This window comes from Nonomuraea sp. NPDC001684 (assembly GCF_053596515.1).
The window spans coordinates 21,976-36,715 of the sequence record NZ_JBSFGJ010000048.1 but is presented as its reverse complement, the minus strand read 5'-3'; the positions used below and the strand labels follow the sequence as shown (position 1 = coordinate 36,715).

General features: G+C 69.8%; 12 protein-coding genes. 9 read left to right on the top strand and 3 right to left on the bottom strand.

The window, feature by feature from the left end; all coding sequences use genetic code 11:
* Positions 1-84: 84 nt before the first annotated feature.
* Positions 85-1,365 carry an amidohydrolase family protein gene (locus ACWCSD_RS12785; protein WP_449914550.1) on the top strand — a complete coding sequence of 427 codons (1,281 nt, stop codon included), beginning with the start codon at positions 85-87 and terminating at the stop codon, positions 1,363-1,365.
* Between the two features lie 34 nt (positions 1,366-1,399).
* A complete protein-coding gene (locus ACWCSD_RS12780) occupies positions 1,400-2,410 on the top strand; it encodes a YihY/virulence factor BrkB family protein (RefSeq protein ID WP_449914547.1) in 1,011 nt (336 codons plus the stop codon).
* A 25-nt stretch (positions 2,411-2,435) separates the two neighbouring features.
* Here the strand turns inward: ACWCSD_RS12780 and ACWCSD_RS12775 are convergent, their stop codons facing one another.
* Positions 2,436-3,428, bottom strand: coding sequence for a D-alanyl-D-alanine carboxypeptidase family protein (locus tag ACWCSD_RS12775; protein WP_397165254.1), 993 nt, complete (start codon positions 3,426-3,428; stop codon positions 2,436-2,438).
* A gap of 198 nt (positions 3,429-3,626) precedes the next feature.
* On the opposite strand from ACWCSD_RS12775, the gene ACWCSD_RS12770 reads away from it, so the two are divergent.
* Positions 3,627-3,857, top strand: a complete 231-nt coding sequence (locus tag ACWCSD_RS12770) for an SCO4848 family membrane protein (RefSeq protein WP_352326812.1) — start codon at positions 3,627-3,629, stop codon at positions 3,855-3,857.
* Here ACWCSD_RS12770 and ACWCSD_RS12765 read toward each other — a convergent pair.
* Positions 3,829-5,220, bottom strand: coding sequence for a peptide ligase PGM1-related protein (locus ACWCSD_RS12765; protein ID WP_364338258.1), 1,392 nt, complete (start codon positions 5,218-5,220; stop codon positions 3,829-3,831). The genes ACWCSD_RS12770 and ACWCSD_RS12765 overlap by 29 nt on opposite strands.
* A gap of 486 nt (positions 5,221-5,706) precedes the next feature.
* Between ACWCSD_RS12765 and ACWCSD_RS12760 the strand changes: the two genes are divergently transcribed.
* Entirely contained in the window at positions 5,707-6,930 is a 1,224-nt protein-coding gene (locus ACWCSD_RS12760; protein WP_364389280.1) for a M20 family metallopeptidase, read from the top strand.
* Between the two features lie 47 nt (positions 6,931-6,977).
* Here the strand turns inward: ACWCSD_RS12760 and ACWCSD_RS12755 are convergent, their stop codons facing one another.
* The gene (locus ACWCSD_RS12755; RefSeq protein ID WP_449914541.1) at positions 6,978-8,858 is read right to left on the bottom strand and encodes a Xaa-Pro dipeptidyl-peptidase; all 1,881 of its coding nucleotides are present in this window, start codon (positions 8,856-8,858) and stop codon (positions 6,978-6,980) included.
* Positions 8,859-9,147: 289 nt separating this feature from the next.
* Between ACWCSD_RS12755 and ACWCSD_RS12750 the strand changes: the two genes are divergently transcribed.
* From ACWCSD_RS12750 to ACWCSD_RS12730, 5 genes are all read left to right on the top strand, one after another.
* Positions 9,148-10,215 (top strand): BMP family protein, encoded by a 1,068-nt coding sequence (locus ACWCSD_RS12750; protein WP_397165258.1) that lies wholly within the window; start codon positions 9,148-9,150, stop codon positions 10,213-10,215.
* 95 nt (positions 10,216-10,310) lie between these two features.
* The gene (locus tag ACWCSD_RS12745) at positions 10,311-11,918 is read left to right on the top strand and encodes an ABC transporter ATP-binding protein (protein WP_397165259.1); all 1,608 of its coding nucleotides are present in this window, start codon (positions 10,311-10,313) and stop codon (positions 11,916-11,918) included.
* Positions 11,918-13,060, top strand: coding sequence for an ABC transporter permease (locus ACWCSD_RS12740; RefSeq protein WP_352362017.1), 1,143 nt, complete (start codon positions 11,918-11,920; stop codon positions 13,058-13,060). Before ACWCSD_RS12745 ends, ACWCSD_RS12740 begins: the two co-directional genes overlap by 1 nt.
* Positions 13,057-14,346 (top strand): ABC transporter permease, encoded by a 1,290-nt coding sequence (locus ACWCSD_RS12735; RefSeq protein WP_449914537.1) that lies wholly within the window; start codon positions 13,057-13,059, stop codon positions 14,344-14,346. The genes ACWCSD_RS12740 and ACWCSD_RS12735 overlap by 4 nt, the downstream gene beginning before the upstream one ends.
* Positions 14,343-14,738: a cytidine deaminase gene (locus tag ACWCSD_RS12730; RefSeq protein WP_387669077.1), complete on the top strand. Its 396-nt coding sequence runs from the start codon at positions 14,343-14,345 to the stop codon at positions 14,736-14,738. Before ACWCSD_RS12735 ends, ACWCSD_RS12730 begins: the two co-directional genes overlap by 4 nt.
* Positions 14,739-14,740: the final 2 nt, after the last annotated feature.

Below are 14,740 nucleotides of genomic sequence, written 5' to 3'. Positions count from 1 at the left end.
GCGTCGATCTCATCCGGTTTCACGCCAACGAGGATACCCATCGCCAGGTTGCTTTCTTAAAAGCTTAATGAGAAGCTTTTCGCCATGACAAAGACTCTGCTGATCAAGAACGGCACCGTGATCGACACCGAGCCCGAGCCCGTGGTGCTCGGCCAGGTCGACGTGCGCGTCGAGGACGGCGTGCTCGCCGAGGTGGGCCCCGGCCTGCCCGACGTCCCCGGCGCCGAGGTGATCGACGCGACCGGGCGGATCGTGCTGCCCGGGTTCGTCGACACCCACCGGCACACCTGGCAGGCCGGCATCAGGGCGGTCGCCCCCGACGTCGCCTTCGACGGCTACCTGAGCCGCGTGCTCGGCGAGCTGGCCCCCGCCCACCGCCCGGCCGACGTCTACGCGGGCAACCTCGCCGGCGCGCTGGAATGCCTCGACACCGGCATCACCACGCTGCTCGACTGGTCCCACATCCAGCTCTCGCCCGCCCACACCGAGGCCACCGTGCGGGCGCTGCGCGAGTCGGGGATCAGGGCCGTGCTCGGCTGGTGCCACGGGGGTGAGCCGGGCGGGCTCGTCCGCGAGGGGCTGCGGGTGCACGAGGAGCACTTCGGCACGGGCGGCGGCCTGGTCACCATGGTCGTCGCGGCGCTCGGGCCGGAGATCGTGGCGGAGGAGCACGCGCTGGCCGAATGGCGGCTGGCCCGCGAGCTCGACCTGCCGGTCACCGTGCACATGGGCGTGGGCGGCCCGGACAGCGCCGCCCGCGGCCTGGCGTTCCTGGAGGCGAACGGCCTGCTCGGGCCGCGGACCACGTACGTGCACGCCAACAGCTACACCGACGACGACCTCAAGCGCGTCGCGGCCAGTGGCGGCAACGTGTCGGTCTCGCCGGTGGACGAGATGACGCTCGGCCTCGGCTACCCGGTCAGCGGGCGGGCCAGGGCGGCGGGCGCCCCGACCGGCCTCGGCATCGACACGGTGAGCTGCGCGCCGGGCGACATGTTCAGCCTGATGCGGGCGGCGTACCTGCTGGAGCGCGGCCGGCCGGACGGCGGCGGCATGGGCTTCACCACCCGCGACGTGCTGCGCATGGCAACCGTCGAGGGCGCCGAGGTGGTGGGCCTGGGCGACGTCGTCGGCTCGCTGCGGCCGGGCAAGCAGGCCGACCTGCAACTGCTGCGCACGGACACCCTCGGCATGGCGGCGGCGCACGACCCGATCGGCGCCGTCGTGCTCAACGCCGACCCCGGTGTCGTGGAAACCGTGCTGGTCGGCGGGCGTGTCGTCAAGCGAGATGGGCAGATGCTCCACCAGGATCTGGCGGCGGTCCTCGCGTCACTGACAGAATCGGCCGACGCCGTGACGAGGTGATCGTTCGCCTCCGGCGGGCGGGGGTGAGGGCGTGATGGCGAGTCTGAACGAGCGGATCGCGTCGCTGCGCGCCCGGGGCCGGACGACGCTCGACCACTGGCGGGTCCGCAGGCTGTGGATCGACCACCTGGTCAGGGCCGTGCGCCGCTACCAGCTCCAGGGAGGCGACCGGCTGGCCGGCTCGGTCACCTACTTCTCGTTCCTGTCCTTCTTCCCGCTGCTCGCGCTCGGGTACGCGGTGCTCGGCTACACCCTCGACGCCAGCAGCGCCACCAGGGAGGCGCTGGAGACCGCCATCAACGAACGGCTCCCCGGCATGGCGACCGACCTCAACCTGGAGCAGATCGCCGGCGCCAGGACGACGGCGGGCATCATCGGCCTCCTCGGCCTCCTGTACGCCGGGCTCGGCGCGATGGACGCGCTGCGCGCGGCGCTGCGCGAGATGTCGATGACCACCGTGCCGCCCCCGAACTACTTCCTGGGCAAGCTGCGCGACCTGATCTCGGTCATCCTGCTCGGGGCGACGCTGGTCGTGTCCACGCTGGTGTCCGGGGCCGCGACCACGGTCACGGACAAGGTGCTCGACCACGTCTTCGGCGACAACTCGCCGCTCAGCACCGAGGCGTTCCGCATCTTCGTGGTGGTGGCGAGCGTCGTGGCCGACTGGGTGCTGTTCGTGATCCTGCTCGGCTGGGTCGCCAAGCCGGCCGAGCCGTTCAAGGTCATCGTCAGGGGCGCGCTGCTCGGCGCGATCGGGTTCGGGCTGCTCAAGCAGGTGGCGAGCCTGCTGCTCAGCACCACGCTCAGCAACCCCGTCTACGGCGCGTTCGCCGCCATCGTGGGGTTGCTGGTGTGGATGAACTTCTCGGCCAGGCTCGTGCTGCTGGCCGCCGCGTGGACGTCCACCACGGGGTTGTGCCCGCCGCCGTCCCCGTCGCCGATCCCGTCGATCGGCGATCCGCTGGAGGTGCCGGCGGCCGATCCGCGCCAGGCGGCCGGCCCCGAGTGCAGGGGCACGACCCCGCACCCGACCTCGGAGCCCTGACCCGGCCCTGACGCGCCCTCTGGCGTCAGAGGCGGGACCTGTTGCGCTTGCGGCGGATGCCGAAGCCGAGCCAGACCAGCCCGAACAGCAGGCCGCCGCCGATGACGGCCGAGCCGACCGTCCGGGTGGAGTCGGTCTGCTTGGAGGCCGCCGTGTCCAGCAGCGGCGGCTGGGCGGCCGGCGTCACCCGCGACATGGGCGCCGACGCCTGCGGCGCGGCCCGCACCTGCTCGGGCACCGGTTCGACGAGCCGCCCGACGGGGGTCGCCTTCCCCCTGACCGTGAAGCCCCAGTCGAGCAGCTTGGCCACCTCGTCCCAGAAGTAGCCCTCGTGCCGCATGATCGTGACGAGGATCGTGTGGCCGCCGCGGGTGGCCGCGCCGACGAAGCTGCCCTGCGCCTTGGACGTCCAGCCGTTCTTGACGCCGATCATGCCCTGGTAGCGCCAGAGCAGCTTGTTGTGGTTGCTGATCTCGTAGTAGTCCTTGGGCGCCGGAAACTTGGCAACCTTTGTACTGATATATCGCCGAAAATCGGGGTTTGCGAGGCCGGCGCGGGCGATGAGCGCCAAGTCGTACGCCGAGCTGCTCTGTCCGGGTTTGTCCAGGCCGCTCGGGGTCTTGGCCACCGTGTCGAACGCCTGCAGCCGCCTGGCCTCGGCGTTCATGTCCCGCATGGTCTGGGCCACGCCGCCGTTCGTCTCGGCCAGGGCCATGGCCGCGTCGTTGCCGGAGGACATCATCAGCGCCCGGAACAGGTCGTCGACCTTGTACGTCATCTTGGGCGTCAGCCCGACCGCCGTGCCCTCCTGGTTGCAGGCGTTCTGGCTGGGCCGGACCCTGCGGTTCTTGTCGAGCTTCGGCAGCAGCGTCAGCGCCGTGAGCGTCTTGAGCGTGCTCGCCGGCAGGTAGCGGCCGTGCGCGTCCTTCGCGGCGAGCACCTGACCCGTCTCCACGTCCGCGATGACGTAGGAAGTAGCCTTGCTCTCGGGGGGCGCCTTGACACCCTTGGGTTGCACCAGCCCACGGCTTCCCAGCGCGTCACCGCCGACGGGTGTCGCCGGGGCGGCGGATGCGGTCCCGCTCGTGAGCGTGACCGCGGCGAGAAGTGCCGTAACCGGCACAAATTTCGTCCACATGGCGGTCTCAGCGTAGCTCCGTGTGAATGCCCATGTGGCGACACATTCCCCGGATGATCCGCCTTCGATACTGGAGAGATGACCATGTCACCAAAGATCGCCGGTTTCCTCGTCATCCTCGGCGTGTTCATGATCGTCGAGTGGATCAACCTCGGGTTTAACTTGGCCGACGGACATCCCACCGGCTTCTACGTCGTGCACGGGATCCTGATCGGGGTCAACGTGATCCTCGGTGCGGTGCTGGCCGTGATCGGGTGGCGCGGACTGCGGGAGGCGGGGATCAGGCGTCGCAGAGAAGGCGGCGGGTGAGCGCGTGCAGCTCGTCGGCCTCCTCGCGCGAGTCGCCGATGGAGGTGAAGCCCAGCTTGCCGTACTCGGGGATGGCGCCGAGCAGGTGGAAGACGTTGCCCGTGCGCCGGTCGGCGTCGAAGCCGATCCCGAGCCGCCGGGCGGTGCGCATGACCTCGCCCGGCGTGCGGCCGCGCAGGCAGGAGGAGGAGCAGTTGTCGGTCGCGGTGTAGTACTTCGGCTGGTCCCCGGCCATCAGGAGGCCGGTGGCCGGGTCGTACCTGGCCCCGGTCGTCAGCACCACCGCGCCGTACGGGTGCGTCGTGCCGCCGATCCGCAGGTTGATCTCGCACAGCAGCGCGGCGTACCCGGCGTCGGCCTTGAGGGCGAAGAAGTCCATGCCGAACAGGCCCACCACGCCCCGCTCGGCCAGGATGGCGGCGATGCGCTCGGCCGACTCGCCCACCTCGTGCCGGTACTCGGGGGCGGCGGGGAACGTGCAGCCCTGGTAGACGTCGTTGTTGGGGCCGCCGAGCACCTGGTCGTGCGTGGCCAGCACGGCCGCGTGCCCGCCGGGCGTGATTCGGGCCAGGGCGCTCGGGTAGTAGAGCGGGCGATGTTCGATGAACTCCTCCACCACCGCGCCGCGTTCCCTGATCTTCGTCGTGAAGCTCGTCCAGGTCTCCCCGGCCGCCGAAAATCGGGTCAGCGAGCGGTCGGCCTTGTCGACGATGGCGTTGCCGAGGCCCGAGTAGCCGTCGTTGAGCTTGACGATCACCCGTTCGCCGGGGAGCGAGTCGATGGCCTCGTCGATCGCGATGATGCTGTGCACGTCGCCGAAACCGCGCGCCATGGGCACGCCGGCCTCGTGCCCGACCTCACGGGCGCCGCTCTTGGAGCCGTAGTAGGCCAGCGCGGTGGCGGGGCCGTAGATGGGGACGTTGAGTGACGCGGCCAGCTCCTCCTCGGTCTCGCTGAGGACGAACGGCACCAGCCAGGTGTCGGCGTCGATCGCCGACCGTAACCGGTCGAGGACGTCGGGTCGGCGCAGCAGCGTCCGGGTGAGGGGTTGCGACCAGGGCTCGTCGAGACTGATGAGCTCCAGGCGCTTGGCGGCGTCGTCCGGGTCGGGGAGGAAGCCGAGGTAGTAGTCGATGATGTCGGGATCGATCGGCGCGGAGGAGAGGTAGATCACCTTGACCCCGGGTTCCCGGAGCGTCAGGAGGAGGAAGAGCAGGCGCTCCTCGTACGACCGGGCTGCCGTGATGCGGCGCAGCTCGTCCTGCGGCAGGGAGAGCGAGGGTACGACCACCAGGGTCCCCTCGCTCGGCTCGAAGATGCTCAACCCGGCATACTTCTCCCCGAACGGGATATTAGTGATCATATAGCGAGTGAAACACGCATTCTTCACAAATGCAGCAAGCGCCAAAGTGTCATGACCATGACAGAAGGTGACAGGATTCGAAATCGGTGAGCACGTTTGGAAGTGGCGACATCGGGTCACCATCTAATGATCCCTTGTGACTATTTTCCGGATCAGGTAGGCATGTGCGGAACGTGACCACCTGCGGTTACGGGCATGCCGTCGGCCAACTTTTGGTGTATCTGTCGGCGCGAAGGCGCACGGGAGCGATAAAGTCAGAAGCATCGCCACCGGGCTCACGGCTTACCGCTGTGCACCCGGGCTGCTGCGACCGATGAACGCGAAGCCCGTGCTGACGATCTCGCACCGAAACCTACGGGTGTGGCTTTTGATTCGCCGAACGGCCGCCTCAACCAGGTGGCTGCCGCAGGATGGACTTTTTCGAGAGCGTTATGAGCCGACGTCCGTGCGTGGGACGCGCGGCCTCGACGGGATGGATGGTGACATATGCGGGGACGTGAGCTGCGGGGAGAGCTGGACGCGTTCCTGGCGGAGATCGAGCAGGAGCTGGTGGCGTTCCGTCGCGACCTTCACATGCATCCTGAGCTCGCCTTCGCCGAATACCGCACGACCCAGCGCATCGCCGACCGGCTGACCGCCGCGGGGCTGACGCCGTCGGTGCTGCCGCGCGGCACCGGTCTGATCTGCGACGTGGGCAGCGGCGACGGGCCGACCATCGCGCTGCGGGCCGACATCGACGCGCTGCCGCTCCAGGACGAGAAGGACGTGCCCTACCGCTCCACCGTCCCCGGCGCGTGCCACGCCTGCGGGCACGACGTGCACACCACCGTTCTGCTCGGCACCTCGCTCTTCCTGGCCCAGCAGGCCGCCGCCGGGCTGCTGCCCGGCCGGGTCCGGCTGATCTTCCAGCCCGCCGAGGAGCTGCCCGGCGGCGCCCTTGAGGTCATGGCCCACGGCGGCATCAGCGGCGTCGACCGCATCTTCGGCCTCCACTGCGACCCGCGCGTCGACGTCGGCCAGCTCGGCCTCCGGAGCGGCCCGATCACCTCGGCCTGCGACAAGATCGTGGTCAGGGTCTCCGGCCCCGGCGGCCACACCGCCCGTCCCCATCTGACGGCCGACCTGGTCTTCGCCCTGGCCAAGATCCTCACCGAGCTGCCCGCCGCGCTCTCCCGCCGGATCGACCCGCGCTCCTCGCTCAGCCTCGTCTGGGGCCGGGTCGAGGCGGGCTCGGCGGCCAACGCCATCCCCGACGACGGCATCGCCGAGGGCACGATCCGCTGCCTCGACGAGAACGCCTGGCACGCCGCCCCCGACCTGATCAAGGCCCTGCTGGAGTCCGTCGCCGGCGCGTACGGCGTCGAGGCCGTCATGGACTACACGCGCGGCGTGCCGCCGGTCGTCAACGACGAGGTCAGCGTCGAGATGCTGGCCGAGGCGGCCGAGCGGGCCCTCGGCGCGGGCGCGGTGGTGCCCACCCAGCAGTCGCTCGGCGGCGAGGACTTCGCCTGGTACCTGGAGTCGATCCCCGGGGCCTTCGCCCGGCTCGGCACGCGCTCGCCCGACGGCGTCACGTACGACATCCACCAGGGCACCTTCGACGTCGACGAGAAGGCGATCGCGATGGGCGTGCGGGTGATGGCCGCCACCGCGCTGACCGCGCTGTGGGACGTCGGCCCGATCGACTCCATCAGCAACGCCATGGCCTGAGCGCCGCTCCGACGGCCCGCCGCGTCGCGCGGCGGGCCGTCGGCATGTCAGCCGAGCCTGCCGAACACCACCGGCAGCCGCAGGGACGAGTGCCCCGGCGACACGGTGACCCGGGTGCCCGCCGGATAACGCAGGGTGTAGTCGCGGTCGGTCGAGATGATCACCAGGCCCAGCCGGTGGCCCTTCTTGAACAGGTAGTCCTTGGGCTGGAAGTCCCAGGTGAAGGTGTACTCCTTGCCGGGGCGCAGCGGCTGCGTGCGGTCGGCGCGGTGGCGGTTGCGCACGTCGAGCCACCCTCTGGAGACGATCTTGTACGCGGTCGTCGCCGTGCCGAGCCGCCTGAGCGTCGTGCAGCCCGTGTCACCCGGGACGCCCTCGCCGTAGCAGTAGGTCTGGCCGGTCGACAGCAGGGTGCCGTCCGGGCGCACGTCGGTGCCGTAGTCCACCAGCAACGCCGTCAGGTACGGCGAGGCGCCGTCCTTGAACGAGGCCCGCACCGAGACCGTCGGCGTGCCGGAGATGCGCACGTCGGCGGGCAGCTCGCCGGTCCGGTACGCCAGCCGGTTCGGGTCCGGCCCGGCCGCCTCCACCAGTTGCTCGGCCGACCGCGCGCTCTGGTCCACGAAGGACTCCGCGGGCGACAGCGGCCGGGGCAGCAGGCCGAGCCGTTCGCCGGCGGCCGGGTGCAGCGCGACCGTGGTGGCCCCGGGCAGCGGCCAGGAGGCGTGCTGCTGCCACTCGCCGACGCCGATCTCCACGTCGGCCTGCGGCTCGCGCATGATGCCCGAGTCGATGCCCTGCAGCCAGTAGTCGAACCAGCCGTGCAACTGGCGCAGCCACTCGACGGTGCGCAGGTTGAAGGGGTTCATGTGGGTGCCCTGGTGCAGCCAGATCTTGCGCGGCACGTGCCGCTCGGCCAGGGCGTACCACCATTGGGCGAACTGCTTGGTCTTGACGTTCCAGTCGTTGAGCCCGTGCACGAGGAAGACGCTGGCCTTCACCTTGTCCACGTCGTTGAGGTAGTTGCGGGCGTCCCAGAGGGGGCCGTAGTCGCCGGTGATCCGGTCCTGGCTCGCGGTCAGCGCGTCCATCTTGGCGCCGCAGACCTCGAAGCCCCGGTCCCTGGTCAGCACGAACTTGGCCAGGACGTCCAGGTCCTCGCCCTGGTAGCCGCCGGGGGCCAGGACGCCGCCGTTGGCCCGGTAGTAGTCGTACCAGCTGGAGATGGCGGCGATCGGCACGATGGTCTTCAGGCCCTCGACGCCGGTCGAGGCGACGGCGTTGGGCAGGGTGCCGTTGTAGGAGACGCCGATCATGCCGACCTTGCCGGTGGACCAGGTGGCGCTGACCTCGTTGCCGTCGGCGTCGAAGCCGCGGGCGCGGCCGTTCAGCCAGTCGATGGCGGCCTTCGGGCCGGCGGTCTCGTTCCGGTCGCCGGTGGACGGGCAGCCGGTGGCCCGGGCGCTGCCGACGTTCTCGACCAGGGCGATGGCGTAGCCGCGGGGCACGAAGTAGTTGTCGTAGTAGCCGTCGAAGGGCTCGCCGGCGAGCTTGTTCGACAGGGACTTCAGGGTGGGCAGCGGGTTGCCGTTCGCGTCGACGTCCACCGGGTGGTTGGGCACGTCGTTGCCGGGGGCGTAGTAGGGGCTGGCCTCCATGATCACCGGGACCTTGAGGCCCTGGTCGGTCTCCTTGGGGCGCAGGATGTCCATGGCGACGCGGTCGGGCTGCCCGTCGTCGTCGCTGTCGGTCCCGGCCACCTCGACGAAGACCGTCTGCTTGACGGCGTCGGCGCGGGAGAAGACGGGCTGGGTGGCGTTGTTCTCGATCTTGAGGGTGGGGGTGGCGGCCGTCGCCGGGGCGGGCCCGCCCAAGGTCACGGCGAGGATCGCGACCAGCGGTACGGCCAGTGTCTTCCAAGGCTGCATACGGGGCTCCGATACGAAATTTCCACCGTTGATCGGAATCTCTGCCATGATCGACCGCTCGGCAAGGGCCCCTCCCATACCAAACTTGGGCAAAACTTTGCGGGAGCCGTCCCAAGTGCCTGAACCCAGATTCAGGTCACGGACGCGCTTGATGTCGATAACGGAGCGGTTGCGACCCTGTGTGCCGGTTTGGTCTGCCCTGGTCAAGCAACTATCTTCCGTGCAGGTGCCGTACGTTTCTTCGCGCCTGCGATGAAGTTCGACGGCGAGGAAATGGAAGGGAGTCGCCTTGCTCGGCAAGCGATTCAGCAGGATTGCCGTCGGCTCGGTAGCCGGCGTCATGCTCATGGCAGTCGCGGCCTGTGGCGGCGAGGGCGGAGGCACCTCGGCGAGCACGCAGCCGAGCTCCGGCGCCAGCAGCGAGGCCCCCAAGGGCGGCCTGAAGGTCGGCCTGGCGTTCGACGTCGGCGGCCGTGGCGACAAGTCGTTCAACGACGCCGCCTACGCCGGCCTGGAGAAGGCCAAGACGGAGCTGAACGCCGACATCAAGGAGCTCAGCCCCGCCGCTGACGGCTCCAACCGCGGCGACCTGCTGCGCCAGCTCGCGGACGCGGGCTACAACCCCATCATCGGTGTCGGCTTCGCCTACGGCGACGACATCAAGAAGACCGCCGCCGAGTACCCCGACGTGCAGTTCGCCGTCGTCGACTCGGCCTCCAACGGCCCGAACGTGACCGGCCTGCTGTTCGCCGAGGAGCAGGGCTCCTACCTGGCGGGCGTCGCCGCGGCGACCAAGTCGGAGGCCGGCCACGTCGGCTTCGTGGGCGGCGTCGAGAACGACCTGATCAAGAAGTTCCAGGCGGGCTTCGTGATGGGCGCCAAGTCCGTCAAGTCGGACATCAAGATCGACATCAAGTACCTCACCCCCGACGGTGACTTCTCCGGCTTCAAGGCCCCCGACAAGGGCAAGGTCGCGGCCGAGAAGATGTACCAGGACGGCGCGGACATCGTCTACCACGCCGCCGGCGACTCCGGCCTCGGCGTGTTCCAGGCGGCGGCCGCGGCCAAGAAGAAGGCCATCGGCGTCGACTCCGACCAGCGTCAGACGGTCAAGGAGGCCGACCTGCAGTCGGTCATCATGACGTCGATGATCAAGCGCGTGGACGTCGGCGTGTTCGAGTTCGTCAAGGCTGTCCAGGGCGGCACCAAGGGCGGCAGCAACACCGTCTACGACCTCAAGGTCGACGGTGTGGGCCTGTCCACCACCGGTGGCGAGATCGACGACATCAAGGACAAGCTCGACGCTGCCAAGAAGGACATCGTCGACGGCAAAATCACGGTTCCGTCCAAGCCGTAATCTGGGTAGGAACGGACGACCGAGGGCCCGGAGTCCCCACTTCGGGCCTTCTGGCTATCCGCCCCGTCCGCCCCCCATGCTCTAGGAGAGGCGAAATGAGCTCGGACACCCTCGCCGCGGTGCAACCCGCCGTAGAGCTGGAGGGCATCACCAAGCGTTTCCCCGGCGTCGTCGCCAACCACGACATCCGCATCACCGTCGAACCCGGCACGGTCCACGCGATCGTCGGGGAGAACGGCGCGGGCAAGTCGACCCTGATGAAGATCCTCTACGGCATGCAGAAGCCGGACGAGGGCACGATCAGGGTCGACGGCCGGGAGGTCAGCTTCCGCACCCCCAGCGACGCCATCGACGTCGGCATCGGCATGGTCCACCAGCACTTCATGCTGGCCGACAACTTCACCGTGCTGGAGAACATCGTCCTCGGCGCCGAGCCCACCAGGGCCGGCGTGCTCGACACCGGCAGGGCGCGGGCCCGCATCGCCGAGCTGGCCAGCAGCCACGGCCTGCGCGTCGACCCCGACGCGCTGGTGGAGGACCTCGGCGTCGGCGACCGCCAGCGGGTGGAGATCCTCAAGGTCCTCTACCGCGGCGCCCGCATCCTCATCCTCGACGAGCCGACGGCGGTCCTCGTGCCGCAGGAGGTCGAGGAGCTGTTCCAGAACCTGCGCGAGCTCAAGGCCGAGGGCCTGACCGTCATCTTCATCTCGCACAAGCTCGACGAGGTGCTGAACATCGCCGACGCGATCACCGTGATCCGCCGCGGCACCACCGTCGCCAGCGTCAACCCCGCCGAGGTGACCGCCCGCCGGCTCGCCGAGCTGATGGTCGGCAGCGAGCTGCCCACGCCGGAGACCCGCGAGTCCACCGTGCGCGAGAGCGTCACGCTGAGCGTGTCGCGGCTGACGATGGAGGCCGACGGCTTCCGTCCCGTCCCCAGGGGCGCCTCCGTCGACCTGTACGTCGACAAGCTGCGCGAAGAGGGCAAGCGCCTGATCCTCGACGACGTCTCCTTCGACATCCACGCGGGCCAGATCCTGGGCATCGCCGGCGTCGAGGGCAACGGGCAGTCCGAGCTGATCGAGGCGATCATGGGCATGCGTCCCGCCCACGGCACGATCACCCTCGGCGGCGTGGACATCAGCGCCTGGTCCACGCTGAAGCGCAGGGAGGCCGGCATCGGCTACATCCCCGAGGACCGCCACCGGCAGGGCCTGCTGCTGGAGGCGTCCCTGTGGGAGAACCGGGTGCTCGGCCACCAGACCAGGCCCCCGGCGCGCAGCGGCATCTGGGTCGACCGCCGTGCCTCCAAGGCCGACACCGAGCGCATCGTCAAGGAGTACGACGTGCGCACCCCCAGCGTGGAGACCCTGGCCCTGGCCCTGTCCGGCGGCAACCAGCAGAAGCTGATCGTCGGACGCGAGATGAGCGGCGAGCCCTCGTTCCTCATCGCCGCCCACCCCACCCGCGGCGTGGACGTCGGCGCCCAGGCCGCCATCTGGGACCACCTGCGCAACGCGCGGGCCGCCGGCCTGGCCGTGCTGCTGATCTCGGCCGACCTCGACGAGCTGATCGGCCTGTCCGACACGATCAGGGTCATCCTGCGCGGCCGGCTCGTGGCCGAACTCGATCCTTCCGACGTCACGCCCGAGCGGCTTGGCGGTTACATGACCGGCGCCATCGCCGGCACTGAGGAGACGTGATGCCCGCCGGGCTCAACCGGGCGCTGCTCACCGTCGCAGGCGCCGTCGTCGCCATCATCCTGGCGATCGCGATCTCCAGCGTGGCGATCATCGCGGCGGGCGCCAGCCCGATCGACGCGTTCGCCGCCTTCTTCGACTTCGGCGAGACCGCGCGCTCGGTGTCCAACGGCATCGCGGCGTTCCTCAACCGGGCGGTGCCGCTGTTCATCGCGGGTCTGGCGGTGGCCGTCGGCTTCCGCATGAACCTGTTCAACATCGGCGTCGAGGGCCAGTACCGCATCGCGGCCATCTGCGCGGCCTACGTCGGCTCGACGTTCACCGCGCCGAAGCCGATCCAGATCCTCGTGATCATCGTGGTCGCGGCCGTCGTGGGCGGCGCGTACGCGCTGATCCCCGCGGTGATGAAGGTGACCCGCGGCGTGAACGAGGTGATCTCCACGATCATGCTCAACTACATCGCCATCGCCCTGGCCTCCTACCTGGTCCGCGGCCCGTTCGCGGGCCAGCGGGCGGCCGGCCAGCTCACCACGACCACGCCGCAGCTGCCCGAGTCGGCCATGTTCCCCAACCTGAACTTCGTCTTCGACTGGTTCGGGCTGCTGGCGCCCACCCGCGGCGGCGGCGTGTGGGGCTTCCTGCTCGTGGCCGTCGTGCTCGGCCTGGTGGTCTGGGTCGTGCTGGAGCGCACCCGCTTCGGCTTCAACGTCAAGGCCAGCGGGCTCAACGGCCCGGCCGCCTTCGCCTCGGGCGTCAACCCGAAGAAGATGGTCATCGCGGCCATGGTGCTGTCCGGCGCGATCGCGGGGCTCATCGGCCTGCCCGAGATCCTCGGCGACAAGGGCGCCTTCAACTCCAACTTCACCGCCGGCCTCGGCTTCCTCGGCATCGCGGTGGCGCTGCTGGGCAGGAACAAGCCCGTCGGCATCGCGATCGCCGCGCTGCTGTTCGCCTTCCTCGACCGGGCGCAGGGCGCGCTGCAGATCGCGGACGTGCCGTCGTCGGTCATCACGATCATCCAGGGCGTCATCGTCCTGCTGGTGGTCATCGCGAACGAGGTGACCAACCGCATCGCCATGCGGCTTGAGGAGCAGCGGGCCGCCCGGCAGCTCGACACGAACAGACCGGTTGAGGTGGCAGCATGAGCAGGGTCGGCAAATACCATCTGGCGCTGCTCGGCGTCGCCGCGCTCATCCTGCTGCTGTCGCTGGTGCGGGTCATCTCCGGTCAGGACGACCTGACCTCCTCCGGCACGTTCAACGCGGCTCTGCTGCTCGCGGTGCCGATCGGCCTGGCCGGTCTCGGCGGCCTGTGGGCCGAGCGGGCCGGCGTGGTCAACATCGGCCTCGAAGGCATGATGGTGCTCGGCACCTGGTTCGCCGGCTGGGCCGGATACCAGTGGGGCGCCGTGGCCGCGCTGGTCGCCGGGCTGCTCGGCGGCGCGCTCGGCGGGCTCATCCACGCGATCGCGACCGTCACGTTCGGCGTCGACCACATCATCAGCGGCGTCGCCATCAACCTGCTCGGCCCCGGCATCACCCGCTTCCTGTCCGAGGTCCTCTACGGCGAGGGCACCTCGGCCAGCGCGAAGGGCGCCGGCATCACCACCTCGCCGGCGATCAGCTCGGGTGCGCCCGAGGTGAGCCTGCCCGTCCTGTCCGACGGCCCCGACCTGCTCGGCAAGCTGGAGAGCACCCACTGGTTCCTGCTCTCCGACCTGGCCGGCATCCTGCGCGGGCTCACCCACGACGTGAACGCGCTGATCATCCTGGCCGTGCTGCTGCTGCCGGTGACGTACCTGGTGCTCTGGCGCACGTCGTTCGGGCTGCGGCTGCGGTCGGCGGGGGAGAACCCGTGGGCGGCCGAGTCGCTGGGCGTGAACGTCTACCGGATCAAGTACCTCGCGGTCGTCGTCTCCGGCGCGTTCGCCGGGCTCGGCGGCGTGTTCCTGGTCTTCGTCTCCAACAAGTACGTCGAGGGCCAGACGCAGGGACGCGGCTTCATCGGCCTGGCGGCCATGATCTTCGGCAACTGGCGGCCCGGCGGGCTCGCGGCCGGCTCGTCCCTGTTCGGCTACGCCAGCGGGCTGCAACTGCGCAGCTCCGGCGAGGCCAACGCGGTCACCACGTTCTTCCTGTTCGGCGCGCTGCTGCTGGTGGTCTACCTCGCGCTGCAGATCCGCAGGCTGGTCGTGCCGAGCCAGCCGGCCGAGATCGTGGCCAGGGGCGTCAAGGACTACACCGTGATCGCCGCCGCGGCGGTCGGCGCGCTCCTGCTGTTCTGGCTCTGGCGGACCGTGGAGACGCTGCCGGGCGAGTTCGTCTTCATCACGCCACACGTGCTCACGCTGCTCGTGCTCCTGGTCGCCTCGCAGCGTCTGCGGATGCCCAAGGCCGACGGCGTACGCTTCCGTCGGGGGGATCAACATTGAACATCGATTGGGACGGCCTGCGCGCCGAGGCCGCCACGGCCATGCGCAACGCCTACGCGCCGTACTCCAAGTTCCCGGTGGGGGCGGCGGCGGTCGTCGACGACGGCCGGATCGTCACCGGCTGCAACGTCGAGAACGCCTCGTACGGGCTCGGCCTGTGCGCCGAGTGCGGCCTGGTGTCGGCGCTGCAGATGTCGGGCGGCGGCCGGCTGGTGGCCTTCACCTGCGTGGACGGCCACGGCGAGCTGCTCATGCCGTGCGGGCGCTGCCGTCAGCTGCTCTACGAGTTCGGCGGTGAGAACCTGCTGGTCGAGACCGTCGACGGCCCCAAGCGCATGGCGCAGATCCTGCCGTACGCGTTCGGCCCCGACGACCTCAGCAGGAGTACGTGACC

Coding starts and splice junctions, on each gene's coding strand:
- ACWCSD_RS12785 (WP_449914550.1), top strand. CDS start 85: ATGACAAAGACTCTGCTGATCAAGAACGGCACCGTGATCGACACCGAG.
- ACWCSD_RS12780 (WP_449914547.1), top strand. CDS start 1,400: ATGGCGAGTCTGAACGAGCGGATCGCGTCGCTGCGCGCCCGGGGCCGG.
- ACWCSD_RS12770 (WP_352326812.1), top strand. CDS start 3,627: ATGACCATGTCACCAAAGATCGCCGGTTTCCTCGTCATCCTCGGCGTG.
- ACWCSD_RS12765 (WP_364338258.1), bottom strand. CDS start 5,220: ATGATCACTAATATCCCGTTCGGGGAGAAGTATGCCGGGTTGAGCATC.
- ACWCSD_RS12760 (WP_364389280.1), top strand. CDS start 5,707: ATGCGGGGACGTGAGCTGCGGGGAGAGCTGGACGCGTTCCTGGCGGAG.
- ACWCSD_RS12755 (WP_449914541.1), bottom strand. CDS start 8,858: ATGCAGCCTTGGAAGACACTGGCCGTACCGCTGGTCGCGATCCTCGCC.
- ACWCSD_RS12745 (WP_397165259.1), top strand. CDS start 10,311: ATGAGCTCGGACACCCTCGCCGCGGTGCAACCCGCCGTAGAGCTGGAG.
- ACWCSD_RS12740 (WP_352362017.1), top strand. CDS start 11,918: ATGCCCGCCGGGCTCAACCGGGCGCTGCTCACCGTCGCAGGCGCCGTC.
- ACWCSD_RS12735 (WP_449914537.1), top strand. CDS start 13,057: ATGAGCAGGGTCGGCAAATACCATCTGGCGCTGCTCGGCGTCGCCGCG.